The organism is Edwardsiella sp. A.80236 (genome assembly GCF_044540725.1).
Taxonomy (GTDB): domain Bacteria; phylum Pseudomonadota; class Gammaproteobacteria; order Enterobacterales; family Enterobacteriaceae; genus Edwardsiella; species Edwardsiella tarda.
In genome coordinates this window covers 19,080-45,038 of the sequence record NZ_JBIUCY010000002.1, presented here as the reverse complement: position 1 = coordinate 45,038, position 25,959 = coordinate 19,080, and the positions used below count along the sequence as shown (strand labels likewise).

The following is a 25,959-nucleotide window of genomic DNA, read 5'->3' as shown; positions in this document are numbered from 1 at the left end:
CAGGCTCCCTGATTACTTAGCGCTACGGCGATAGTTTTCAATCAATGCGATAAAGTGGTCAAACAACGGCGCGGCATCGTGGGGCCCCGGACTGGCCTCTGGGTGTCCCTGGAAGCTAAAGGCCGGGCGGTCGGTACGATGAATACCTTGTAGCGAGCCATCGAACAGCGACTTATGCGTCGCACGCAGCGTGGCCGGTAGCGTCGCCTCATCGACGGCGAAGCCGTGATTCTGCGCCGTAATCATCACCCGATCATGATCCAGATCCTTCACCGGATGGTTACCCCCGTGATGGCCGAATTTCATTTTCACCGTCTGAGCGCCACTGGCCAACGCCAGCAACTGATGCCCCAGACAGATGCCGAACAGCGGGATCTCACCGCGTAGGAAGGTGGCGATCGCCTCAATGGCATACTCGCACGGCGCCGGATCACCAGGGCCGTTGGAGAGAAAAATACCATCCGGGTTGAGGTCCAGCACCGCTTGTGCCGAGGTCTGTGCCGGAACGACCGTCAAACGGCAGCCGCGATCCACCAGCATGCGCAGGATGTTACGCTTGACGCCAAAGTCATAGGCCACCACATGATAGGGCAACTCGCTTACGTCGCGTGCGGCCGGTAAACCCTCACTCAAGGTCCAACTCCCCTGACGCCACTCATAGGGCTGGGGGGTGGTGACCTCTTTAGCTAAGTCCATCCCCTTCAGGCCGGGGAAGGCACGCGCCTTCTCCAGCGCCAAGGTAGCATCCGGCTCACATCCCGGCTCAGCAGTGATGATGCAACCGTTCTGAGCCCCCTTCTCGCGTAGTAGGCGCGTCAACTTACGCGTATCGATATCGGCGATGGCGACTACCTGATGGCGACGCAGATAGTCGGAGAGCGTCTCCTGGCTGCGGAAGTTACTGGCGATCAGCGGTAAGTCACGCACGATCAATCCCTGCGCATGGACGGCGGAGGACTCTTCATCGGCGGAGTTAGTGCCGACATTGCCAATATGGGGATAGGTGAGGGTAACGATCTGACGAGAATAGGAGGGGTCGGTGAGAATTTCTTGGTAGCCGGTCATCGAGGTATTGAAGACCACTTCCCCCACGGCCGATCCATCTGCCCCGATCGACCTGCCGTGAAACTGGGTCCCGTCTTCCAGAACCAAAAGCGCTGACTTAATCAAAACACCCTCCAAAGGAATATCCAGTCACAATGATTGCATATTAATTCAGATATCATCGACTGAATCAATGGCAAACTTACTCACTGCGGCGAATTTCTGACAAATTGCGCGCATTCTAATGACGCGCCCGGCCATTGTCCAGATGAAAGGGGGATTTTTTTGTATTTTTTACGCTTATTGATGTGTTTTTTAACTCAAACGTCCAAAAACACATTTATTAGGGAAGTAGAAAACGGTTGCCAGAGACACATATTAAAGGCAATGGCGTCATGATGCGTTTTTTCAGCGAAAAAATCAAGAAGGAAGCCGTTTACCTAGGGATAAAAAACGGAAAAACGAAACAATCGGCAAGGATGCGAGTAAAAATAAAAATCGCGACCAACAAAACAAAAATGCGCTGAAAATAATTATTTTTCAACGCATTGACCATCACAAGAACACAACAAACAGTGTCGCTCAACGCGATTTACAGGCTATCTAATGCTAAAACATCACACATATCATATAAGCCCACCGGCTGCCGAGCGACCCACAACGCCGCACGCAGTGCACCGCTGGCAAAAGTCATCCGACTAGACGCCTTATGCGTGATCTCTAGGCGCTCACCGATATCGGCGAATATCGCGCAATGCTCACCGACGATATCGCCAGCACGTAAGGTGGCAAAACCGATGCTACCGGGAACACGCTCACCGGTATGTCCTTGGCGACTATACACCGCACAGCTGGCAAGACTACGGCCCAAACTGGCAGCGATCGTCTCTCCCATGGCCAACGCCGTCCCCGAAGGCGCGTCGACTTTATGGCGATGATGCGCCTCCACGATCTCAATATCGCAATAGTCCCCCATCACCTTGCTCGCCTTCTCTAGCAGACGTAGCATCACATTGACGCCAACGCTAAAATTAGCGGCGAAGACGATGGCGATCTCGTGCGCCGCGGCATGGATCGCCGCCTTCTCATCCTCACTGAAGCCCGTGGTGCCGATCACCATCGCCTTACCTTGCTGCTGGCAGAAGGCCAAATGCGCCAAGGTGGCCTCCGGACGGGTAAAATCGATCAAGACATCGAACCGATCGACGACACGCGCCAGGTCAGTTTCGACCGGCACCCCTAGCGTGCCGCAGCCCGCTAACTCACCCGCGTCGCAGCCGAGCAGGCTCGACCCCTCTCGCTCCAAGGCAGCACCTAATGTCACGCCCGGCATCGCCTGCGCCGCCGCGATCAGTTGGCGCCCCATACGACCGCCGGCTCCCGCCACGGCCACCCGAATCTGTTCTGCCATCTTCAATATCCCTCATGGTTATCTCGCGCATCACGCTATTGGGATGGTTACATACCGGATCGCGTGGCGCTAACGCTCTCTTGCAGGTTAGCGACACTCAGCCCCCTGAGCCAGTGAAAATCAGCCATCATTAGAAAATTCACTCACCGCTATCCCGTTCCCCATCATACGGGGAATAGCCAAAATCAATACGCATAATTATGCAAATCATACACGATGGCAATCTATGATAACGCTATCACTTTGAGAGAAAAACTATCAAAAATGCCCCCTTATCCTCTCAAAGTGATATGTAGCCAGTTTTTTCCTGCATTACGACGGCATAATTTCCTGGGTATATCTCGATCCGACTCACAGTTATGAGGATATTCCTCCTACTATCAATGAGTCTGGCGCGTATCTTGCTGCCTTGGACTATCCCCCAGGCTTATTTCCCCACAGGAGAACACTATGTCTTTAGGATCACCGCTACGGCGGGTTGATGCCGAAGCCAAGGTCACCGGACAGGCACGTTATACCGATGATATGATGATGCCCGGCATGCTCCACGCCTGTTATGTTCGCAGCCGCATCGCCCACGGTAAGGTCAGCGCCATTGATACCCGCGAGGCGGCGGCGATGCCGGGTGTCGAGGCGATCTTCACCTGTTATGACGTCCCGCAAACGCCTTTCCCCACCGCCGGACACGCCTGGTCACTGGATCCGGCGAAACACGATGTCGCCGATCGCCACCTGCTTACTGATCATGTGCGTCACTTCGGCGATGGCGTGGCCATCGTGGTGGCGCGCGATGCGTTGAGTGCCGAGCGTGCCGCGGCGCGGGTGCAAGTCAGCTACGAGGCGTTGCCGGTGATTACCCGGCCACAGGCCGCCTTGGCGGATGACGCGCCAGCGATCCACCCTAACGGCAACCTCCTGCGCCACAGCGAGATCGATGCGGGCGAGCCGGATGCCCGTATCGCCGCCGCCGATCTGCAACTAGAAGGACACTACGAGACCCCGGTGGTACAACACTGCCACATGGAAGGGGTCACCTGTTACGCCTATATGGAGCAACCCGGCCATGTGGTTATCGTCTCCAGTACTCAGATCCCGCAGATCGTGCGCCGTACCGTCGCCCAGGCTCTCAGTCTGCCCTGGTCGCATGTCCGGGTGATCAAGCCCTACATCGGCGGTGGCTTCGGTAATAAGCAGGATGTGCTAGAAGAGCCGATGGCCGCCTTCCTGACGCTGCGTCTCGGCGGCAAGCCGGTGAAGGTCAGCCTGAGTCGAGAAGAGTGTTTCGTTGCGACCCGGACACGCCACGCCTTCAGCATCGATGCACGTCTGGGTATGCAGCGCGATGGCGTATTACAAGGGTATCGACTCAATGTGCTGTCCAATACTGGTGCCTATGCCTCGCACGGCCACTCCATCGCCTCTGCCGGTGCCAATAAGATCAGCTACCTCTACCCACGTAGTGCTTTCGGTTATTGCGCCGACACGGTATACACCAACCTCCCCGCCGCCGGAGCGATGCGTGGCTATGGCGCCCCACAGGTCGATTTCGCCCTGGAGTGCCTGATGGACGATGCCGCCGCCAACCTGGGATTAGATCCGTTAGAGGTCCGGCTGCGTAACGTCGCCCGCCAAGGCGATCGTAACCCCGTCAACGGTAAGACGATCTACAGCGCCGGGCTAAGCGAGTGTCTTGAGAAGGGGCGAGCCCTATTCGAATGGGATCAACGCCGTGCCGCATGCCTGGCTCAAGATCCCGATGCGCGCCTACGGCGTGGCATTGGCGTCGCCTGTTTCAGTTACGGCTCCAATACCTACCCGGTCGGAGTCGAGATCGCTGGGGCCCGCATGTTGCTGAATCAAGACGGTACGGTCAACTTGCAGATCGGCGCCACCGAGATTGGCCAGGGCTCCGACACGGTCTTCGCTCAAATGGCGGCAGAAACCCTGGGTATCCCGTTTAAACACATCCGGGTGATCTCGACCCAAGATACCGATATCACCGCCTTTGACCCCGGCGCCTTCGCGTCACGGCAGAGTTATGTCGCGGCCCCCGCCATCCGCCAGGCAGCCGAGCAGCTACGTCAGAAGATCCTGGCGCACGCCGCATTGCTCAGTCATCAACCCGAGTGGGGACTGACCCTACGTGACGGCAACGTCGTGATGGCGATGCAACCGGAGCAGGTGCTGATGAGCGTCGCCGACGTATCGATGCAGGCCTACTATCACCAGGAGATCGGTGCTCAAATCTTGGCGGAGGTCTCCCACAAGACCACCACCAACCCACCCGCCTTCGGGTGTACCTTCGTCGATCTCAGCGTCGACGTCGACCTATGCCAGGTCACCATCAATCGTATCCTGAATCTGCATGACTCTGGACGCATCCTCAATCCACAGCTGGCCGAGGGACAGGTCCATGGTGGGATGGGGATGGGGATCGGTTGGGCGCTGTTCGAGGAGATGATCATCGACGAGCGTAGTGGCGTCGTCCGTAACCCCAATCTGCTCGATTACAAGTTCCCTACCTGTGTCGATCTGCCGGATCTGGAGTGCGCCTTCGTCGAGACCTACGAGCCGCAGTCGGCCTATGGCCATAAGGCGTTGGGCGAACCCCCGATCATCTCGCCGGGGCCAGCGATCCGCAACGCGATCCGCATGGCGACCGGCGTCGCGATCAACGCGTTGCCGATCACCCCGAAAACGCTGTATCGCGAGTTTGTACAGGCCGGACTGATCAGGGAGTAATGCTTCATGTATGATATTCAACGCTATCTCCGCGCCACCAGCGCGCGCCACGCCAGCGAGTTGATGCTGGCCAACCCGGACAGCCGTCTGTTAGCCGGCGGCACCGATGTGCTGATCCAGCTGCATCACCACAATGCCCACTATGCCCACATTGTCGACATCCACAGCTTGGCCGAGCTCTGCGGTATCAGTGAGCTGGAGGATGGCACCCTGCGTATCGGCTCCGGCACAACCTTTACTCAAATCATCGAACACCCGCTAATCCAGGCACGGCTGCCGATGTTAGCCGAGGCCGCCGCCACCATCGCCGGGCCACAGATCCGTAACGTTGCCACCTACGGCGGTAACATCTGTAATGGCGCCACCAGCGCCGACTCCGCCGCCCCTAGCGTGGCGCTTAAGGCTCAACTGGAGATCCTCACGCCCAACGGCGTCATCCTACGCCCGATCGATGGCTTCCATACCGGTCCAGGCAAGGTCGCCTTGACGCCGGGTGAGATCTTACTGGCCTTCCACTTCCATCCCGCCGATCACCGCGACTGCGGCAGCGCCTACATCAAGTACGCCATGCGTGGCGCCATGGATATCGCCACCATCGGTTGCGCGGCGCTATGCCGCATCGAGGCTGGACGCTTCAGCGAGCTACGCCTGGCCTATGGCGTCGCAGCGCCGACACCGATCCGCTGCCCACAAGCCGAGGCGTGTGCCATCGGCCAACCACTGAGCCGCCAGACCCTGGCGGCGGTAAGCGAGGCCGTCGCGGGCGATGTTTCGCCGCGTTCATCCTGGCGTGCCGAAAAGGAATTCCGTTTACACCTGATCCGTACCTTGGCGCAGCGGGCCATCACCCTGGCCGTTCAGCGTGCGGGAGGAGAGATTGTATGAATGTCAAAGAGTGGGTTGAGATCAGCTGTCAGATTAACGGCAAATGCTATCAGTTCTGCGTCTCGCCAGCCATGTCGCTACTGGAGTTGCTGCGTGAACACGGCTTGACCAGCGTCAAACAGGGCTGCTGCGTCGGCGAGTGTGGCGCCTGTAGCGTCCTGATCGATGGGGTGGCGACCGATAGCTGCCTCTATCTGGCGTTGTGGGCCGACGGCAAACAGATCGTCACCGCCGAAGGATTAGGTAAACCGGAGGGGCTGTCGCCGGTACAACAAGCCTATGTCGACGCCGGCGCGGTCCAGTGTGGTTTCTGTACCCCAGGGTTAGTGGTCGCGACCCATGCCCTATTAGCCAAGCCACGTAACCGCCCACTGACCCATGAGGAGATCCGTCGCGGCCTCTCCGGCAACCTGTGCCGCTGCACCGGCTATCAAGCCATCGTGCGTGCCGTTGACGCCTGCCAGCAGGCGACGGACGAATCCTCATCTTAACCCGCCTACACCTCCCGCGCGGCCACTCGCCTGCGCGGGAGACACGCCACACCGTTCGCCCCCCAATCCCGGCGAGAGACTGGTGGATCTTCACACAACGACTATGCTCAAGACGCGAGGGTGACAAACCCTAGCCCTATCACATAATCCATGGGAGACCGTGTATGTTTGCCAAAAAAGCACTGCTATGTTTGCTGATCGCGGGTGGGTTGAGCATGAGCGCGCAGGCGATGACACTCACCAGCCCGACGGTTGAGAATGGTCAGTCGTTGCAAAATGCCCAGATCTTTAACGGTTGGGGATGCAGCGGAAAGAACCTCTCACCCGCCTTAAGCTGGAGCGATATCCCCGCAGGCACCAAGAGTTTCGCCGTCACCATGTATGATCCCGACGCCCCCACGGGCAGCGGATGGTGGCACTGGGTGATGATCGATATTCCGGCCTCAACCCATAGCCTGGCGTTGAACGTCGGCGAGAAGGGCAGCAAGGATCTTCCTAAGGGGGCCATCCAGCTGCGTAACGACTTCGGCTATAACGGATTCGGCGGAGCCTGCCCGCCGCCGGGCGCCAAGCCGCATAACTACCAGATCACCGTGTATGCGCTGAATGTGGCAAAACTCGACATCCCAGCCCATGCCTCTCCCGCCTATGCCGGCTACTTTATTCTGCAGCACAAGATCGGTGAAGCGCGCCTGACCGCGCCGACCAATATGCGTTAACGCGGGAAGCGCAGCGCTAAACGTGCCCGCGCCTTACCGGAGGCGTGCGAAAACCGCCGCCGGCAAGGCGTGGGTAAGCGATAAAAAAAAACGGGGTGCCCAGGCACCCCGCTCTGATACGGATCCGAACGCGTATCGTCAGTCGACCTGTTGTGTCTCGATACGTAGCTCACGCGGGACTTCGAAGACAATATTCTCCTCGCGCCCCAGCATCTCCTGCGTCACGCCGCCCCCTAACGCCTGAAGACGCGCGATAACCTCGCGGACTAACACGTCAGGGGCCGAGGCACCCGCCGTCACGCCGACGCAGGCGACACCGCTCAGCCACGCCTCATCGATGTCTGCCGCGCTGTCGATCAGGTAGGCGGGTTTACCCGCCCGACGGGCCAGTTCGGCCAACCGGTTAGAGTTGGAGGAGTTCTTCGAGCCGACCACCAGCACCACATCCGCCTGCTCGGCCAGCGAGCGCACCGCCTCTTGGCGGTTGGTGGTGGCATAGCAAATGTCATCCTTACGTGGCCCGATGATCGCCGGGAAACGAGCGCGTAGGGCATCGATCACCGCCGAGGTATCGTCAACCGACAACGTCGTCTGGGTCATAAAGCAGAGATTACGCTCATCCTTGACCTGCAAGCGCCAGACATCCTCCGGCGCCTCGACCAGATACATCCCCCCTTGCGGATTGCTGTACTGCCCCATCGTGCCCTCGACCTCCGGATGGCCGGCATGACCGATCAGGATGGCCTCGGTGCCGCGCCGGCTGGCACGCGCGACCTCCATGTGCACCTTGGTCACCAGCGGACAAGTGGCGTCGAACAGCATGGTTAGATTCCGCGCCTTAGCTTCGGCACGCACCGCCTGAGAGACGCCATGCGCAGAGAAGATCAAGATCGCGCCATCGGGCACCTCGCTGATCTCCTCGATAAACACCGCGCCACGCTCACGCAGGCTATTGACCACGAAGCGGTTATGTACCACCTCGTGCCGCACATAGATCGGGGCGCCGTAAATCGACAACGCCCGCTCCACGATGCTAATCGCCCGGTCCACGCCGGCACAAAAGCCGCGTGGATTAGCCAGCAGGATGTTCATGATTCACCTCTTGCACGGGATCGCGCTCCAACACCTCGATGTCGAAGGTCACCGGTATCCCCGCCAGCGGATGGTTAAAATCGACGGTGACCGACTCGCCGGTCACTTCGCGCACCAATCCCGGCATCTGAGCCCCATCGGCGGCGGTAAACAGGATCACCGCCCCTGCCTGCGGCTCGCCACTGTCGCGGAACTGCCCCAAGGGGAAAAACTGCACCAGATCATCGCTACGCTCGCCGAAAGCATCGGCCGGCGCTAACGTGAAGCAACGGCGATCGCCCGCGACACAAGAGGCGAGCTCGCTCTCCAACGCCGGAGATAGACTCCCATCACCGAAGCGGAATAACGCCGGCTGGCCGCGTTCACGCGACGACTCCGCCAGCGATCCATCCTCCAGCGTCAGCGTAAAGTGCACCAGGAGTGCACGCGGTGCTTGTTGCATCACGATTTTTCCTTGTTGCGCGCCGGCAGAAAGCCTTCCAACACCACCAATGCCGCGCCGATACAGATGGCGGTATCGGCCAGGTTAAAGGTGGCGAAGTGCCAGTTACCGACATAGAAATCGATCATATCGACCACGAAGCCGTGCCATAAACGATCGAACAGGTTTCCCAAGGCGCCACCGATGATCAGCGCATAGGCGATATTGTTCAGGCGATCGCTCGCCGCGTTACGGTACATCATCGCCAATAGTGCCAGGCAAATGGCGATGGCGATGGCGGCAAAGAACCAACGTTGCCAACCGCCGCTATCCGCCAAGAAACTAAACGCCGCGCCGTAGTTACGTGCGTAGTGCAGGTTGAGTGACGGGAACAGCGGCAGGGTTTCCCCCAGCATAAAATGCTGGAGGATAAGCTGCTTACTGCCCAAATCCACAATCAGCACCGCGACGACGACCCACAGCCAACGCAGTCCGGTTGAGAGAAGAGGCCGACGCATCATGCAAACTTACGCTCTTCGCCCTGGCCTGCCACATTCGTGACACAACGCGGGCATAGCTGCGGATGGGCGGCATCCTCACCGATGGCATCAGAGTAGTGCCAGCAACGCGGGCACTTACTGCCAGCCGCCTTGCTCAACCCCACCTTCAGCCCGGCCAGATCACTGGCCACGGCATCAGCAGAAGCCTGCGCCAACGGCTGTACGCGTGCCGCCGAGGTGATCAGCACGAAGCGTAGTTCGTCCTGCAGACTATCCAGCTGCGTCGCCAGCGCCTCATCGGCATACAGGGTGATCGCCGCCTCCAGCGAGCCACCGACTTTCTTGTCGTTACGCGCCTGCTCGATGACCTTGTTGACTTCGCCGCGCACCTTCAGCAGCTCAGCCCAGAAAGCGTCGTTCATCGGCTCTGCGGCATCCAGACCAAACAGCCCCTGGTACCACTCCTCGGTAAACACGAACTGTGCACGCTCACCCGGCAGATAGCCCCAGATCTCGTCGGCGGTGAAGGAGAGGATCGGCGCCATCCAACGCACCAGCGCCTCGGCAATATGGTACAGCGCGGTCTGGCAGCTACGACGTGCCACCGAATCAGACTTGGCGGTGTACTGGCGATCCTTGATGATATCCAGATAGAAGGAGCCCATCTCGACGGAGCAGAACTGCATCAGACGCTGCACGACTTCGTGGAAGTCATAGTTTTCATAGGCGGCGATGATCTCGTCCTGCGCCTGCTTGGCGCAACCGACCGCCCAGCGATCCAGAACCACCATCTCTTCCGGCTTCACCATGTCTTTACGCGGGTCGAAACCGTTCAGGTTGGCCAGCAGGAAGCGCGCAGTATTGCGGATGCGACGATAGGCGTCGGCGGAGCGTTTGAGGATCTCATCGGAAACCGCCATCTCGCCGGTGTAATCGGTCGAGGCGACCCACAGACGCAGAATATCGCCCCCCAATTTGTTCATCACCTGCTGCGGGCTGACCACGTTGCCGACCGACTTGGACATCTTGCGCCCCTGGCCGTCGACGGTGAAACCGTGCGTCAAGACCTGACGGTAAGGTGCCTTACCCTTCATCGCCACGGCGATCATCAACGAAGACATGAACCAACCGCGGTGCTGGTCGGAGCCTTCCAGGTACATATCCGGGCTGTGTCCACCAAACTCCGGACGAGCGTCCACCACCGAGTAACTGGTCGAGCCAGAGTCAAACCAGACATCCAGCGTATCCGGCACCTTCTCGTACTGATCGGCCTCGTCGCCCAACAGCTCACGAATATCCAGATCCCACCAGGCCTGAATACCCGACTGCTCGACACGCTGAGCGACCGCTTCCATCAACTCCGTCGTGCGCGGATGCAACTCTTGCGTCTCTTTGTGCACCAGCATCGCCATCGGCACACCCCAGGTCCGCTGACGCGAGATACACCAATCGGGACGGTTGGCGACCATCGATTCGATGCGCGCCTTGCCCCACGCCGGGATCCAACCGCTCAGGTTGTTCTGCTCCAGCCCCTGCTGTTCAATACGATCGATCTCGGCCAATGACTGGCGACGCAGCCCCTGGCGATCCATGCTGATAAACCACTGCGGCGTGGCGCGGAAGATGATCGGTGTCTTATGACGCCAGCAGCACGGGTAGCTATGCGTCAACTTCTCGACGTGCAGTAACGCCCCGCTACGCTGTAGCATCGCCACTACCACGTCGTTGGCCTTGAAGACGAACAGCCCGTCCAGCTCGGGATGCGTGCCCGGCAGATAGCAGCCGTTGCTGCCGACCGGATTCGCGATCTCCAAGCCATATTTCTGGCCGACCACATAGTCATCCGGGCCATGGCCCGGCGCGGTGTGTACGGCACCGGTACCGGCATCCAGGGTGACATGATCGCCCATGATGATCGGCACATCGAACGCCATGAAGGGATGCTGGAAGCGCAGCAGTTCCAGATCGGCACCTTTGCAACTGCCCAACACCTGCCAGTGGGTGATACCGGCGCGCTTCATCACGCTCTCAACCAACTCGGCGGCCAGGATCAGGCATTCACCGTCGATCTGCACCAGCTGATACTCCAGCTCCGGATGCAAGGCCACGGCGCGGTTAGCCGGCAGGGTCCACGGCGTCGTGGTCCAGATGACCACATTTACCGGGCCATCGACCTGTTGCACACCGAATTTCTCTAATACCAACGCCTTATCCACGGCGCTGAAGCGCACATCGATGGAGGGCGATACTTTGTCGTAATACTCGACTTCGGCTTCCGCCAGCGAGGAGGCGCAATCCGGACACCAGTGCACCGGTTTTGCCCCTTTCATCAGGTGGCCGTTATCCACGATGCGCGCCAAGGCACGGATAATATTGGCCTCGGTACCATAGTCCATGGTCAGGTAAGGATGCTCCCAGTCGCCCAGCACCCCAAGACGGATAAAGTCCGCCTTCTGCCCGGCCACCTGTTCGGCGGCATAGGCGCGGCACTGCTCACGGAACTCGGCGGCGCTGTATTTCTCGCCAGGCTTGCCGATCAGTTGTTCGACCTTCAGTTCGATCGGCAAACCATGGCAATCCCAACCCGGGATGTAGGGGGAGTCATAACCGGAAAGCCCCTTGGACTTGATAATAATATCTTTCAGAATCTTGTTGACTGAGTGACCGATATGAATGCTGCCGTTCGCATACGGAGGGCCATCATGCAGAATGAAGCTTTTCTTGCCTTGCTTAGCATTACGGATCATCCCGTACAGATCCTGCTCATACCAGTGTTGCAGCATGCCAGGTTCGCGCTTGGCCAGATCGCCGCGCATCGGGAACCCTGTTTCCGGCAAATTCAGGGTATTCTTGTAGTCACTCATCTTCGATTTCGGTTCCGTTTTCGGCTATTGGGATTGAGCCATCAGGCTCTGGACCGGTGTTGTCAGCCCAAAAAACTTACGGGCAGCCACCACATCTTGGGCGATTTGTCGCTTGAGTGCATCAAGCGAATCAAAACGCTGTTCATTGCGCAGTTTTGCGCGGAGCACCACATCAATGTGGCGCCCATAGAGATCCATTGTCACATCGAGCAGATAAACCTCTAATTGCTGGCGTATGCCAGCGACAGTCGGACGGGTTCCGATATTAGCCACGCCGGGCAGCGGCGTGGGACCCAGTCCATAAACATCGACAGCGTAAACCCCCTTCACCGGTGCGACCAACCGTTTCAACGGCAGATTGGCGGTGGGGAAACCAATCGTTCTCCCCAAGGCATCGCCATGCACCACCCGACCGGCGATGCGGTAAGGGTGGCCCAGTAGGGTTTCCGCCAATGCCAGATCATCATGGCGCAAGGCCTGACGCACGGCGGTACTGCTAACACGCAGATCGCCGACACAGAAACTGAGACTGTTGGCGACGGTGAATCCATACGTTCTCCCCGCCGCCTGCAACAGGCGATAATCGCCTTCACGCCCCGCGCCGAAGCGAAAATCATCGCCAATCATCAGAAACTTCACGCCGAGGCGATCGACCAGTAGGTGTTTCACAAAATAATGAGCCGAATGGGCGGCGAACTGGCGGTCGAAACGCACGCACAGCACGGCATCTACCCCGGCGTCGGCCAGGTAACGACACTTATCGCGCAGGCGGGTCAGTCGAGCCGGCGCATTCTGTGGCGCAAACATCTCTAACGGCTGCGGTTCGAAGATCATCACCATCACCGGCAGCCCCAGACGCTCGCCCTCCTGACGCAATCGCGCCAATAAAGCCCGGTGCCCTTGATGCACGCCGTCGAAGTTACCGATGGTCAGCACGCAGCCACGATGCCGCGCGCGCAGGTTATGAATGCCGCGAATTAGCTCCATATCAGGCTCAAAACAGTGAAAATCGACGGATTATACCTTGTACAGCGACTAAGGTTAACCGGCGATTGTTAGGTGTTTAACGGGATAGAATCACCATACCGGAGTTAAGGCTACGATTAAATACATGAATGCGGCTTTTTCCCGCGACATCGCGCCTTAGCGCCCCCTTTTTTCTCCCTGAAATCGTATGCCGAACGACGCAATGGGAAAAATAGTGCGAAACGCTGTATTCCACACAACAAAGCTGGTAAAATTCGGCGCCATTGAAACGCACGGGTGTCGCCAGTATGTGCGGCGCTTATTTGCACAAATCCATTGACAAAAGAAGGCTGAAAGGGCATATTCCTCGGCCTTTGAATTGTCCTCTATAGAATATTTTGGGAGTTGGACCTTGGCTAATATCAAATCAGCTAAGAAACGCGCCGTTCAGTCTGAAAAGCGTCGCAAGCACAATGCTAGCCGTCGTTCCATGATGCGTACTTTCATCAAGAAAGTATACGCAGCTATCGCTACCGGCGACAAAGCAGCAGCGCAGGCTGCTTACAATGAAATGCAGCCGATCGTTGACCGTCAGGCAAGCAAAGGCCTGATCCACAAGAATAAAGCTGCACGTCATAAAGCTAATCTGACCGCTCAGATCAACGCAATGCAGTAATCTGCCTTACGTTGTAAGCGTGATAAAAAAACCGGCTTCGGCCGGTTTTTTTATTGCCTGCCTTCTGCGCATTAGCGACTAAACAGCGCGGAGAAGTCCTTGTTGCACACCCGTTGTACCGCCGGATGTTGGATCATGCGCTCGGCGAAAATCACGTAATACTCCTCCTGCACGTTATCGATGCGTCCGACCTCACGGATATTATCCTGCGCATTAGCGTACATATCCTGCGCATAGATCGACGGCGCCACGAAGATAGCGTCATGATACAGACCGAAGGCCTTCATCAACGCCGCATCGTCAAACTCCCCGAGGATCTGTACCTGTAGCCCCTGACTATTAAACCAGTTCAATAACTTACGGCCCAGCATCGAACGTCGTCCCGGGATCAGCAGCTTACGCTGCTCGAGGCAGGTCGGGAACGGCATCTCTGGCAACGGTTGACGGCAGAAGAAGCTGACACCACACTCACCCAACTTAACGGAGAACAGGCCTTCCTGCTGGCTAGAATCGACCGGGCAATCCGATAGGATCATATCCAGCTTATGCTGGCTCAACTGCTCCAATAGCAACTCATGCGTCGACTCAAAGCAACGCAGATGAATCTGCTCGTGGTCAGCCACCGCGGTCTCCAACACCTGACTCACCAGGCGTTTCGACAACGCATCCGCCACCCCGACATCGAACAACATGCTGGACTCTTTGCGGTAATTCACAATATCCAGCATCTCTTGGCTCAGCATGAACATCCGATCCGCATAGCGGAAGACCAACTGCCCCAACTCGGAAGGCACCAGACCACGCCCCTGGCGCTTGAACAGCTTACCACCAAGGCGCTCTTCCAATGCCTTAATCTGGCCAGTAATAGTCTGTGGCGTCAGGAATAGCGCTTCGGCGGCCCCGACCACCGACCCCTCTTTACACACCTGCCAGAAGTAATAGAGATGATTGAAATTTATATGTGACAAACGCACTGACGCGCTCTCCTAAATGAGTTGCCGCCCTAAACCGCCAGACGACTCGCCGCATGGCGGCAGCAAAGGTGTCTTAAGTCTAGCAATAACACTGGGTAATATGATGCCATCAATAAATTGCTAACCACACGTCATCACCTCCTATACGAGAGCGGGGTCGCAAAAGCGACCCCGCAGTTTAGACACAGCACCCTACTCGTACCGTCACGCGTTGACTTTCTGCGCCGGTAGAACGCGCCGTAGCAGCAGATAACCGACGATCGCCGCCAACGACGAGCCCAGCAGTATCCCTAGGCGCGAGAAGACCGCCAGGGTGGGGTCAGCATCACCGAAGGCCAACGAGGCGATGAAGATCGACATGGTGAAGCCGATACCGCACAGCACGCCAACCGCGATGATCTCCTTGAAGGTCGTCCCCTGCGGCAAGGTGGCCCACTTCATCTTCACCGCTAGCCAACAGAACAGGCTGATGCCCAATGGCTTACCGATAAATAGGCCCGCGATCACCCCGAGCGGCAGCAGCGAGAACAAGCCCGAGAGGGTCACCCCATCCAATGAGACACCGGCGTTAGCAAAGGCGAACAGCGGGAGGATCATGTAGGCAACCCAGGGATGCAACGCATGCTCCAAGGAACGTGCAGGCGACTTACCATTCTGCTCTTTCAGCGGAATAAAGAAGCCAATCACGACCCCGGCTAAGGTCGCATGTACCCCGGACTTCAACACCGCCGTCCACAGGATCACGCCCACCAGGATATAGAGTCCGACACGACGGACGTTAAACAGATTCAACAACGCCAATACCACGATCGCCGCACCAGCCACCGCCAGCGACAGGATAGACAGATCGCTGGTATAGAACAGTGCAATGATGATGATCGCGCCCAGGTCATCGATGATCGCCAAGGCTAACAGGAAGACCTTCAGCGCCAATGGGACGCGATTACCCAACAGTGCCAGTACCCCTAATGCAAAGGCGATATCGGTGGCCGCCGGGATGGCCCAGCCCGTACTGGCCACGGCATCCTGGCCGTTGAACAGCAGGTAGATCAGCGCCGGTACCACCATGCCGCCAAGGGCCGCGATCACCGGGAAGGCCGCCTGACGCGCGCTAGCCAACGAACCGCAGACCAACTCACGCTTCACCTCCAGGCCGATCATCAGGAAGAAGATCGCCATCAGGGCGTCATTGACCCACAACAACATATTTTTATTGATATGCAGGCTACCTACCCGCACCTCGACCGGCGTGTTAAGGAACGCCTGATAGACGTGGCTGGTCCACTCCGTGTTGGCTAAGATCATTGCCAACGCAGCGGCGATGATCAGAATGACCCCGCCAAAGGCATCACTGCCGACAAAACGTTGCAAACTCTTTATCATTGCACTCATCCAAGCAACTTAAACAAAAAAACGCTTGTCGTAGAATACTCCCTCTCATAGCTCGAAAAAAGTAATTTATTTTTCGCATATAACTCGAAAAAAATGAAATATACTCATTAAAGGGACATCATTAGCGAATTGAATTCACGTCACTAAATAAAAAAATCCCCGTACGCGCGAGCCGTACGGGGAGGTATCATGCGACAACTGACTGATTTAACGAGTCAGATCATCAAAAAATTTCTTCACGCCATCGAAGAAGCGCTTGGAGCGTGGGCTATTCTTATCGCTGGCCGGACCGCCGAAGCTCTCCTCCAACTCACGCAGCAGCTGCTTCTGCTTCTCGTTCAGGTTGACCGGCGTCTCGACGACCACACGGCACAGCAGATCACCCTGCGCACCGCCACGCACCGATTTCACCCCTTTACCCCGCATACGGAACATCTTACCGGTCTGGGTTTCGGCAGGGATCTTCAAATTGACGCGACCATCTAAGGTCGGCACTTCGATCTCCCCACCCAATGCCGCCATGGCGAAGTTGATCGGAACCTCACAGAACAGGTTATTGTCTTCTCGCTCGAAGATCGGATGCGCCTTCACCTGTACCTGTACATACAGGTCGCCGGCTGGTGCGCCGTTCTCCCCGGCCTCACCCTCGCCCGCCAGGCGAATACGGTCACCGGTATCAACCCCGGCCGGGATCTTGACCGACAGCGTCTTGGACTTTTCAATCCGACCGTGACCATGACACTTATTGCACGGATCTTTGATGATAGTGCCGCGACCATGGCAGTGCGGGCAAGGCTGCTGCACGGTAAAGAAGCCCTGACGCATCTGTACCTGGCCGGCCCCATGGCAGGTCGGGCAGGTGATCGGCTCACTCCCCTTTTTAGCCCCGCTGCCGTGGCAAACATCACATTCGACCAGCGTCGGAATACGAATCTCCTTGGTGACGCCGCGCACCGCCTCCTCCAAGGACAGATCCATGTTGTAACGTAGATCTGCGCCACGAGCCGCGCGCTGACGACGACCACCACCAAAGATATCGCCGAACACATCGCCGAAGATGTCGCTGAAATCAGCACCACCGCCGAAACCGCCGGCTCCGCCGCCCATGCCACCCTGCTCGAACGCCGCATGACCGTACTGATCATAGGCTGCGCGCTTCTGCGCATCGGTCAGGATCTCATAAGCTTCTTTGATTTCCTTAAACTTATCCTCAGCCTCTTTATCCCCCTGATTACGATCCGGGTGATACTTCATGGCCAGGCGTTTATAGGCTTTCTTGATTTCGCGCTCATCCGCTTCACGGGATACGCCCAAAATCTCATAGTAGTCTTTCTTCGCCATCTCGGTTACTTTGCCCCTAACATAGAGGCACGGGCGTTGAGTTTCCTCGACGCCCGTGCCGGTGAATAACGGCGATAGCCACCGCCGTTACCATGCCCGCTTAAGGGCGATTATTTTTTGTCTTTCACTTCTTCGAACTCGGCATCGACCACGTCGTCATCTTTCTTGGCGCTGGTGTCTGCCTGCGCTTCGCCAGACTGAGCCTGCTGCTGCGCCAGTTCTTGCAACTTAGCGGATGCCTGAACCAGAGCCTGGATCTTAGCTTCGATCTCCGCCTTATCCTCGCCCTTGCTAGCCGCTTCCAATGCCTTCAAGGCATCTTCAATGGCGCTCTTATCGGAGGCCGGCAGCTTGTCACCTGCTTCTTCAACCAGCTTACGGGTACCATGTACCAGTTGATCGGCTTGGTTACGCACCTGTACCAATTCTTCGAACTTACGGTCGGCCTCAGCGTTAGCCTCGGCGTCACGAACCATCTGCTTGATCTCATCTTCGCTCAGACCAGAAGAAGCCTTGATGGTGATGTTCTGCTCGCGACCGCTATTCTTATCCTTAGCGGAAACATGCAGGATACCGTCGGCGTCGATATCGAAGGTGACTTCGATCTGCGGCATACCGCGCGGTGCCGGCTGGATACCATCCAGGTTAAACTGACCCAGAGACTTGTTATCCGCCGCACGTTTACGCTCACCCTGCAGCACATGAATGGTCACGGCAGACTGGTTGTCTTCAGCGGTAGAGAACACCTGGCTATGCTTGGTCGGGATAGTGGTGTTCTTCGAAATCAGAGCGGTCATTACCCCACCCATGGTTTCGATGCCCAGAGACAGCGGCGTAACGTCGAGCAACAGCACATCTTTCACATCACCGGCCAAGACACCACCCTGTACGGCAGCACCGATAGCAACGGCTTCGTCCGGGTTCACGTCTTTACGCGGTTCTTTACCGAAGAAATCGGCAACCTGTTTCTGCACCATCGGCATACGCGTCTGACCACCGACCAGAATCACGTCGTCGATGTCGGAAACAGACAGGCCGGCATCCTTCAGGGCAACCTTCAGCGGCTCCATGGAGCGCGCGACCAGATCTTCAACCAAGGATTCCAGTTTGGCACGGGTCACCTTGATGTTCATGTGTTTCGGACCGGTAGCATCTGCGGTGATATACGGCAGGTTCACATCGGTCTGCTGAGCGGAAGAGAGTTCGATCTTCGCCTTCTCTGCGGCTTCTTTCAGACGCTGCATCGCCAGCGGGTCGTTACGCAGGTCGATACCCTGCTCTTTCTTAAACTCGTCAACCAGGTAGTTGATCAGACGGCTATCGAAGTCTTCCCCACCCAGGTGGGTATCCCCGTTGGTTGCCAGTACTTCAAAGGTCTTCTCACCATCGACATCATCGATTTCGATGATGGAGATATCGAAGGTACCGCCACCCAGGTCATAGACCGCGATGGTACGGTTGCCAGCACCCTTATCCAGACCATAGGCCAGTGCAGCTGCCGTCGGTTCGTTGATGATACGTTTTACATCCAACCCAGCGATACGACCGGCATCTTTGGTCGCCTGACGCTGCGCGTCGTTAAAATAGGCCGGGACGGTGATGACGGCTTCGGTAACCGGCTCACCCAGGAAATCTTCCGCCGTTTTCTTCATTTTCTTCAGTACTTCAGCCGAGATCTGCGGCGGTGCAATCTTCTGGCCTTTAACTTCTACCCACGCGTCACCGTTGTCGGCAGGCACGATCTTATAGGGCATGATGTCTTTATCGCGCTGTGCTTCGGCGTCTTCAAAACGACGGCCGATCAAACGTTTGATTGCAAACAGCGTATTCTGCGGGTTGGTGACCGCCTGGCGTTTGGCCGGCTGGCCTACCAGCACTTCGCCATCCTGCGTATAAGCGATGATAGAAGGTGTAGTACGGTCACCTTCGGCGTTTTCCAGCACGCGAGGCTGACCGCCATCCATGATGGCTACACAAGAGTTGGTTGTACCCAGGTCGATACCAATGATTTTACCCATCGAACGTCTCCACTAAAAATTCGGTTTTCAAGCTCGTTGTTACCTTAAGTGGGGGCGACTTTTCGCCTTTCAACCACCGTTCTCACTACATCTACCGAACAGGGTAACAACTTCGATGTTACTAAGATGGGGTCGCTCTGATGCGCATCAAGGGGGAGAGGGCAAAAAAAAATAGATTTTTTATTGGCAGAGATTGTTTCTTGTCCGATGCCTCTTTATTATGCCGCGCGCTCGAGAAAAGCGGCCGTTCTGGGCGGCTCGACGCACGTACCTACAGGCACTAGCCTGTTTCTACATTCTATTATTACAGAGGCTTTATGCACACCAACAAGTTGGCAAATCCCGGCCCCCTGGGTCTGATGGGTTTTGGGATGACTACCGTCTTGCTGAACCTGCACAACGCAGGGCTCTTTCCGCTGACTTCCGTCATTTTGGCTATGGGGATCTTCTTTGGCGGTATCGCCCAGATCCTGGCCGGACTGCTGGAATATAAGAAAGGCAATACCTTTGGGCTGACCGCTTTTACCGCCTATGGCTCCTTCTGGCTGACCCTGGTAGCGCTGTTGACGCTGCCAAAGATGGGCCTGGCCGACGCAACCGATGCACTGTCTCTCGGAGCCTATCTGGCGCTGTGGGGCATCTTTACCCTCTTCATGTTCTTTGGCACCCTGCGCGGCAACCGCGTCTTGCAGTTTGTCTTCGCCAGCCTGACGGTACTGTTCTTCCTGCTGGCCTACGGCAACATCACCGCTAACGCCAGCGTGCTGCACATCGCCGGCATCGAAGGCATCATCTGTGGTGCCAGCGCCATCTACCTGGCGATGGCCGAGGTGATCAACGAGCAGTATGGCCGTGATGTGCTGCCCATCGGCGCTAAGCACGCCTAACTCAGTCGCATCCCTGACGCATAAAGGCCTCCCTCAGGAGGCCTTTTTTATCCCGGCACATCTGGCGCCATGTAGACTAACGCACTTCGCCACATTGATGCGCTGCTGCTCGCAGCGGCGCACGCAGGAAGTAACAGCCTAGTAGCACGCCCAGTGACGAGAGCGCCAACACATACCATCCTGCCGCTAAAGGCGTCAGGGCCAGTAACAGCGTCACGGCGATCGGCGTCAAACCGCCGAATACGGCATAGGCGAGATTATAAGAGAAGGAGATCCCGCTAAAACGCACCTCGGCGGGGAAGGCACAGACCATCACAAACGGCACCGCGCCGACCAGACCGACACTAAAACCGGCCAAACCGTACCGCCAGAACAACTGCCCCACCTCGATCTGCGGCGACAACTGGCTGAAGAATTGCCAGCTACACGCCCCCAACAGCAGGCTACCGGCAATAAACAAACGCCCTGCCCCCACACGATCTGCCAACATCCCCGCCACAATACAGCCTAGCGTCAGGGTGACAATGGCCACGCTATTGGCTTGCAGAGTCAATGCGGCCGGCAGACCATACTGTGTTTGCAACAGACTGGGCGTCATCAGGATCACCACGACGATACCAGCGGAGAGCAGCCAGGTCAGCAGCATCGAGATCACCACCGAGCGCCGATGGTCACGCACCACGCGCTTCAACGGCAACTCCTCGGCCAGGGCGCGACGCGCCTGCATCGCCAGAAAAACCGGCGTCTCCTGCAACCAACGGCGTAGATACATCGCCATCAGGCCAAATACACCGCCCAGAAAGAAGGGAATTCGCCAACCACCGGCGAGGATCGCCTGTGACGTCAGCCAACTATTCAGCCCCGTCGCCACCAGCGAGCCAAGTAAGATACCGAAGGTCAGGCCAGCCGTCAGTACGCCACAGGCAAAGCCAATGCGGTGCGGCGGGACATGTTCGGCGACGAACACCCAGGCACCAGGCACCTCGCCACCGATGGCGGCGCCCTGTAAGACACGCATCAGCAACAGTAACAGCGGTGCGGCGATACCTAGCGTTTGATAAGTCGGCAGCATCCCCATCGCCAGCGTCGGCAAGGCCATCAACAGAATGCTGAGAGAGAACATGCGCTTGCGACCAATCCGGTCACCAAAATGCGCCATGACGATCCCACCGAGCGGACGCGCTAAATACCCGGCGGCGAAAATACCGAAGGTCTGCACCAGGCGCAGCCACTCCGGCATGTCCGGTGGAAAAAAGAGTGCGCCGACGACGGCGGCAAAAAACACGAAGATGATGAAGTCATAAAACTCCAGCGCCCCGCCCAGGGCGGCCAGCGCCAGCGTTTTATAGTCCTGCTGATTCAACTGACGGTGATGATGCAATTCCATATGTCGTTACGACCCTATTTTTTTGACACTTATTGATAATGTTGTGTTGCAAAAATAGAGATATAACGTTAGCCGTATACATACCAGTCATTCTAAATCTTATCCTGCAATGACTGTAACTTCAGTTGATTATTTCGCGACGAGCACTCTTTGGCCGAAATGCTGCTATCACTTCGCTGTGGGTCTCCACATAGGGGCCATCTAACAGTTGAATACAATATGGCACGCTGGCGAAGATCCCCACGACCCGCGTTTGGCCGGATTCATCCTTCAGCCCCTCCAGCGTTTCACGGATCGACTTAGGCTGCCCCGGCAGATTGATGATCAACGCCTGCTTGCGGATCACACCAACCTGGCGCGACAGGATCGCCGTCGGGACGAAGTTCAGACTAATCTGGCGCATCTGTTCGCCGAACCCCGGCATCTCACGATCGGCGACCGCCAGCGTCGCATCCGGCGTCACGTCGCGCCGTGCGGGGCCGGTACCTCCGGTGGTCAACACCAAATGGCAACCCCGCTCATCCACCAGCTCACATAGCGTCTGCTCGATCAAGCGTTGCTCATCCGGGATCAGGCGCGTCTCCAAGCTATAAGGGGTAGCCAATGCCGTGGCCAGCCAAGCCTCTAGTGCTGGAATGCCCTGATCCTGATAGACACCGTTAGATGCCCTATCAGAGATCGATACCAAACCTATGCGTAGTGTATTCATGCAATAACCTCAACGACGATGCCTTCCGGCTGTGGATGCAGAATGATACTACGCCAGCCGCCGATCACCACATCCGCACGCTGCAAAGAGTGACGCGGGCGACGGTAACTGAGGGCGATCACGGTCATTCCCGCCGCTTGTGCGGCACGGATCCCCGCTTCGTCGCTTTCGATCACCAGGCAGTCACGCGGGTCCAGACCGTAATGGCTGGCGGCTTGAAGGTAAGGCTCCGGATCCGGACGCCCGCAACTCACCCGCTCTGCGCCGACCACCAGTGGCGGACGCGGCATCCCGCTGTGCGCGATCTGTTCGCTGGCTCGCTGCTGCCCGGCCTGTGTGACCACACCCCAGGGGGTGTCACTCAAACCGGCCAACCATGCCGCCGCGTCCTGACGCAATGCGCTACGCCGCTGACGCACCGCCGCCAACAGCGCCTGCTCCAGACGTTGACATTCGGCGCGATCGCTATGGCTCGGAGCCAGTTGGCGTAGTGTCTCCTGCACCCGTTGGCTATAGATACGTGGGCGCAATAGCGTGCGATCGATGCACCGCTGTTGTGCCCACTGCTCCCACACGAGTTCGGCATGGCTATCGCTGTCGAGCAACGCGCCATCCATATCCAGAAAGATGGCGGCGAAATGCTTTCTCCACATGACGCATACTCCTCTATCGGCAATGTACTGTGTCGTAACTGACGCTCTGGAAAAACGTTAGCGCCATCGCGCCGAAGAGGCAAAATTTATCGCGGCCATTCCCCCAAGGTGAAACGGCAAAGAAAGCTGCCAGCGCGCCGCCGTCTCGGCGGCACGCGCGTTTAGAGGCCCAGACAGAGGTATTTCATCTCGAGGTAATCGTCGATACCGTACTTCGAGCCTTCGCGACCCAGCCCCGACGACTTCACGCCGCCGAAAGGCGCCATCTCATTCGAGATAAGGCCCGTGTTAACCCCCACGATGCCATACTCCAACGCCTCTCCGACACGGAATACCCGCCCCAGATCTTGGGTGTAGAAGTAGGAAGCCAGGCCAAACTCTGTCGCATTAGCCAAGGCGATCACCTCATCCTCATCGCGGAAACGGAACAACGGCGCCAGCGGGCCGAAGGTCTCCTCACGCGCCACCAAGGCATCGGCGGGCACGTCCAATAGTACCGTCGGCGTGAAGAAGTTCCCGCCGCGCGCATCGGCCGCCCCGCCGCAAGCGATGCGGGCGCCGCGTGCCACGGCATCGGCGATATGCTCTTCAACCTTCGCGCGTGCCCGTTGGTCGATCAGCGGCCCCACCGTTACCCCCTCCTCCAAGCCATCACCGACACGTAATGCCTGCACCGCCTGGGTTAGCTTCTCGGCAAAGCGCGCATAGATCCCCTGTTGCACATACAGACGGTTGGCACAGACACAGGTCTGCCCGGCATTACGGAACTTGCTGGCTAACGCGCCCGCCACCGCCTGATCCAGATCCGCATCATCGAACACGATAAATGGCGCATTGCCGCCCAGTTCGAGAGAGACTTTCTTAATGTCATGCGCACACTGCGCCATCAACTGTCGCCCGATCTCTGTCGAGCCGGTAAAGCTCAGCTTGCGCACCTGTGGATTGGCGGTAAGCTCTCCGCCCACCTCGCCCGCGGCCCCGGTCACCACGCTAAACACCCCCTGTGGAATACCGGCACGCAATGCCAGCTCCGCCAATGCCAAGGCGGAATAGGGTGTCTGACTGGCCGGCTTCAGCACCATCGTACAACCGGCAGCCAACGCGGGTCCCGCCTTGCGGGTGATCATCGCCGCCGGGAAGTTCCACGGCGTGATCGCTGCCGTTACCCCGATAGGCTGCTTCAATACCAGCAGACGCTTATCAGCCTGGGGAGCCGGGATAGTATCGCCATAGACACGTTTCGCCTCCTCGGCAAACCACTCGATGAAAGAAGCGGCGTAGGCGATCTCACCACGCGATTCGTCCAGGGGTTTACCCTGCTCCAAGGTCATCAGACGCGCCAGATCCTCCTGGTGAGCCAGGATCAGATCAAACCAACGTCGTAAGATCTGGGCCCGCGCTTTGGCGGTATGTCCGCGCCAAGCCGGCAGGGCATGGGCGGCGGCATCGATCGCGCGCCGGGTCTCCTCACGCCCCATCTTCGGTACACTACCGAGCCTCTCACCATTTGCCGGGTTGACGACGTTGATGACGTCGCCACTGTCGGCGTCACACCAGACACCGTCGATCAGCGCCTGCTGACGAAACAGGCCACTATCATTAAGCTGTATCATATTCCCCTCGCTACGCGATACCGGCCACGCCCCGCTCCCGAAAGCGAACGCCCCAACCGGTCGATAAAAAAATAACCCCCCGGACGCTTACGCGGCCGGGGGGTTAGATGGTAAACCAGACCCACTTACAGCAGTGCGTCGATCATGCTTTCCAGTTTACCCTGATCCACGGCGAACTTGCGGATGCCATCGGCCAGTTTTTCCACCGCCATCGGATCTTGGTTATGCTGCCAGTAGAATTCGGCTTCGCTCAGGCGTGCTGGACGAGCCTTGATCTCCCCCTGATAGGCCAGCTTACGCTCGACGCTACCCGTGCTTTCAGACAGCTCCTTAAGCAGGGACGGGGAGATGGTCAGGCGGTCGCAACCGGCCAACTCCAGGATCTCACCGACGTTGCGGAAGCTCGCGCCCATCACCACAGTCTCATAGCCATGCTGCTTATAATAGTTATAGATTTCGGTGACGGAGATGACGCCCGGATCTTCCGCCGCTGCGAATTCGCTCTTGCCACTATTCGCCTTATACCAATCGAGGATACGGCCAACAAACGGAGAAATCAGGTAGACGCCCGCTTCGGCGCAGGCACGCGCCTGAGCGAAGGAGAACAGCAGCGTCAGGTTACAGTTGATGCCCTCTTTCTCCAGACGCTCGGCGGCACGGATGCCCTGCCAGGTGGAGGCTAGCTTGATCAGGATACGATCGTTGCTGATGCCAGCATCGTTATACAGTTTGATCAAGCGCTTCGCCTTGGCCACGCTGGCTTCGGTGTCATAAGAGAGACGCGCATCGACTTCGGTAGAGATACGACCCGGGATCAGTTTCAGAATTTCTAGGCCAATATTCACGGCCAGTTTATCGGACGCATCCACGATCTGCTGGGCGCGATCGCCACTCTGGCTACGGGCCCAGGCGATGGCATCATCGATCAGTTTACGGTATTCGGGGATCTGCGCGGCATTGAGGATCAGAGAAGGGTTTGTCGTGGCATCCTGTGGTTGGTACTGCTTCATCGCGGCGATATCGCCGGTATCCGCAACCACAGTAGTCAGTTGACGCAGGGAGGTCAGTTTATCGGTCATTTTTAGCGTTCCCATTTTGGTGTATTAACCAGCTTGATACGCCAATTGTTATCTCCCCCTCTTAATCTATGGCCACTCCGCCACGCCGTAATCAG

Annotated in this window: 22 protein-coding genes; 6 read left to right on the top strand and 16 right to left on the bottom strand. The window is 57.6% G+C overall.

Translation table 11 applies throughout. The features are described 5' to 3' along the window. Nucleotides 1–12 precede the first annotated feature (12 nt). Both carA and dapB read right to left on the bottom strand, forming a co-directional pair. A complete protein-coding gene (gene carA / locus ACEQFP_RS02405) occupies nucleotides 13–1,170 on the bottom strand; it encodes a glutamine-hydrolyzing carbamoyl-phosphate synthase small subunit (RefSeq protein WP_005294819.1) in 1,158 nt (385 codons plus the stop codon). A gap of 466 nt (nucleotides 1,171–1,636) precedes the next feature. Next, complete coding sequence (dapB, locus tag ACEQFP_RS02400; protein WP_005282506.1) at nucleotides 1,637–2,455, bottom strand: 4-hydroxy-tetrahydrodipicolinate reductase; 819 nt, start codon at nucleotides 2,453–2,455, stop codon at nucleotides 1,637–1,639. Between the two features lie 450 nt (nucleotides 2,456–2,905). Here dapB and xdhA point away from each other — a divergent pair, with 450 nt between their 5' ends. From xdhA to ACEQFP_RS02380, 4 genes are all read left to right on the top strand, one after another. Beyond that, complete coding sequence (gene xdhA / locus ACEQFP_RS02395) at nucleotides 2,906–5,197, top strand: xanthine dehydrogenase molybdenum-binding subunit XdhA (protein ID WP_035596088.1); 2,292 nt, start codon at nucleotides 2,906–2,908, stop codon at nucleotides 5,195–5,197. Nucleotides 5,198–5,203: 6 nt separating this feature from the next. Beyond that, entirely contained in the window at nucleotides 5,204–6,082 is an 879-nt protein-coding gene (xdhB, locus tag ACEQFP_RS02390) for a xanthine dehydrogenase FAD-binding subunit XdhB (protein ID WP_370546976.1), read from the top strand. Continuing rightward, nucleotides 6,079–6,573: a xanthine dehydrogenase iron sulfur-binding subunit XdhC gene (xdhC, locus tag ACEQFP_RS02385; protein WP_005282492.1), complete on the top strand. Its 495-nt coding sequence runs from the start codon at nucleotides 6,079–6,081 to the stop codon at nucleotides 6,571–6,573. Before xdhB ends, xdhC begins: the two co-directional genes overlap by 4 nt. Nucleotides 6,574–6,737: 164 nt before the next feature. Continuing rightward, a complete protein-coding gene (locus ACEQFP_RS02380; RefSeq protein ID WP_035596094.1) occupies nucleotides 6,738–7,292 on the top strand; it encodes a YbhB/YbcL family Raf kinase inhibitor-like protein in 555 nt (184 codons plus the stop codon). 138 nt (nucleotides 7,293–7,430) lie between these two features. Here the strand turns inward: ACEQFP_RS02380 and ispH are convergent, their stop codons facing one another. From ispH to ribF, 5 genes are read right to left on the bottom strand one after another with little or no spacing between them, the layout of a single operon-like run. Then, the gene (gene ispH / locus ACEQFP_RS02375; RefSeq protein ID WP_005282487.1) at nucleotides 7,431–8,384 is read right to left on the bottom strand and encodes a 4-hydroxy-3-methylbut-2-enyl diphosphate reductase; all 954 of its coding nucleotides are present in this window, start codon (nucleotides 8,382–8,384) and stop codon (nucleotides 7,431–7,433) included. Beyond that, nucleotides 8,365–8,826 carry an FKBP-type peptidyl-prolyl cis-trans isomerase gene (gene fkpB, locus ACEQFP_RS02370; RefSeq protein ID WP_005282484.1) on the bottom strand — a complete coding sequence of 154 codons (462 nt, stop codon included), beginning with the start codon at nucleotides 8,824–8,826 and terminating at the stop codon, nucleotides 8,365–8,367. Before fkpB ends, ispH begins: the two co-directional genes overlap by 20 nt. After that, nucleotides 8,826–9,323 (bottom strand): signal peptidase II, encoded by a 498-nt coding sequence (gene lspA / locus ACEQFP_RS02365; RefSeq protein ID WP_035594766.1) that lies wholly within the window; start codon nucleotides 9,321–9,323, stop codon nucleotides 8,826–8,828. The genes fkpB and lspA overlap by 1 nt, the downstream gene beginning before the upstream one ends. Further along, nucleotides 9,323–12,169 (bottom strand): isoleucine--tRNA ligase, encoded by a 2,847-nt coding sequence (gene ileS, locus ACEQFP_RS02360; protein ID WP_035596097.1) that lies wholly within the window; start codon nucleotides 12,167–12,169, stop codon nucleotides 9,323–9,325. The genes lspA and ileS overlap by 1 nt, the downstream gene beginning before the upstream one ends. A gap of 24 nt (nucleotides 12,170–12,193) precedes the next feature. Then, nucleotides 12,194–13,156 (bottom strand): bifunctional riboflavin kinase/FAD synthetase, encoded by a 963-nt coding sequence (ribF, locus tag ACEQFP_RS02355; protein WP_370546977.1) that lies wholly within the window; start codon nucleotides 13,154–13,156, stop codon nucleotides 12,194–12,196. A gap of 391 nt (nucleotides 13,157–13,547) precedes the next feature. Here ribF and rpsT point away from each other — a divergent pair, with 391 nt between their 5' ends. Next, a complete protein-coding gene (rpsT, locus tag ACEQFP_RS02350; RefSeq protein WP_005294808.1) occupies nucleotides 13,548–13,811 on the top strand; it encodes a 30S ribosomal protein S20 in 264 nt (87 codons plus the stop codon). Between the two features lie 71 nt (nucleotides 13,812–13,882). Here rpsT and nhaR read toward each other — a convergent pair whose 3' ends face one another. The 4 genes from nhaR to dnaK form a co-directional block, all read right to left on the bottom strand. Continuing rightward, a complete protein-coding gene (gene nhaR, locus ACEQFP_RS02345; RefSeq protein WP_005294807.1) occupies nucleotides 13,883–14,785 on the bottom strand; it encodes a transcriptional activator NhaR in 903 nt (300 codons plus the stop codon). Nucleotides 14,786–14,989: 204 nt separating this feature from the next. Then, nucleotides 14,990–16,165, bottom strand: a complete 1,176-nt coding sequence (gene nhaA, locus ACEQFP_RS02340; RefSeq protein ID WP_172460016.1) for a Na+/H+ antiporter NhaA — start codon at nucleotides 16,163–16,165, stop codon at nucleotides 14,990–14,992. A 219-nt stretch (nucleotides 16,166–16,384) separates the two neighbouring features. After that, on the bottom strand, nucleotides 16,385–17,518 hold the full coding sequence (dnaJ, locus tag ACEQFP_RS02335) for a molecular chaperone DnaJ (protein WP_035596100.1): 1,134 nt from the start codon (nucleotides 17,516–17,518) through the stop codon (nucleotides 16,385–16,387). Between the two features lie 110 nt (nucleotides 17,519–17,628). Continuing rightward, complete coding sequence (gene dnaK, locus ACEQFP_RS02330) at nucleotides 17,629–19,536, bottom strand: molecular chaperone DnaK (RefSeq protein WP_005282457.1); 1,908 nt, start codon at nucleotides 19,534–19,536, stop codon at nucleotides 17,629–17,631. Between the two features lie 317 nt (nucleotides 19,537–19,853). Between dnaK and satP the strand changes: the two genes are divergently transcribed. Beyond that, the gene (gene satP, locus ACEQFP_RS02325; RefSeq protein ID WP_005282454.1) at nucleotides 19,854–20,423 is read left to right on the top strand and encodes an acetate uptake transporter; all 570 of its coding nucleotides are present in this window, start codon (nucleotides 19,854–19,856) and stop codon (nucleotides 20,421–20,423) included. A 76-nt stretch (nucleotides 20,424–20,499) separates the two neighbouring features. On the opposite strand, the gene ACEQFP_RS02320 is transcribed toward satP, so the two are convergent. From ACEQFP_RS02320 to tal, 5 genes are all read right to left on the bottom strand, one after another. Continuing rightward, nucleotides 20,500–21,810 carry an MFS transporter gene (locus tag ACEQFP_RS02320; protein WP_370546978.1) on the bottom strand — a complete coding sequence of 437 codons (1,311 nt, stop codon included), beginning with the start codon at nucleotides 21,808–21,810 and terminating at the stop codon, nucleotides 20,500–20,502. Between the two features lie 121 nt (nucleotides 21,811–21,931). Further along, a complete protein-coding gene (gene mog, locus ACEQFP_RS02315; protein WP_370546979.1) occupies nucleotides 21,932–22,519 on the bottom strand; it encodes a molybdopterin adenylyltransferase in 588 nt (195 codons plus the stop codon). Further along, nucleotides 22,516–23,172 (bottom strand): HAD-IA family hydrolase, encoded by a 657-nt coding sequence (locus tag ACEQFP_RS02310; RefSeq protein WP_370546980.1) that lies wholly within the window; start codon nucleotides 23,170–23,172, stop codon nucleotides 22,516–22,518. Before ACEQFP_RS02310 ends, mog begins: the two co-directional genes overlap by 4 nt. 161 nt (nucleotides 23,173–23,333) lie before the next feature. Next, complete coding sequence (gabD, locus tag ACEQFP_RS02305; RefSeq protein WP_035594763.1) at nucleotides 23,334–24,782, bottom strand: NADP-dependent succinate-semialdehyde dehydrogenase; 1,449 nt, start codon at nucleotides 24,780–24,782, stop codon at nucleotides 23,334–23,336. Between the two features lie 128 nt (nucleotides 24,783–24,910). Then, on the bottom strand, nucleotides 24,911–25,864 hold the full coding sequence (gene tal, locus ACEQFP_RS02300; protein WP_035594308.1) for a transaldolase: 954 nt from the start codon (nucleotides 25,862–25,864) through the stop codon (nucleotides 24,911–24,913). Nucleotides 25,865–25,959: the final 95 nt, after the last annotated feature.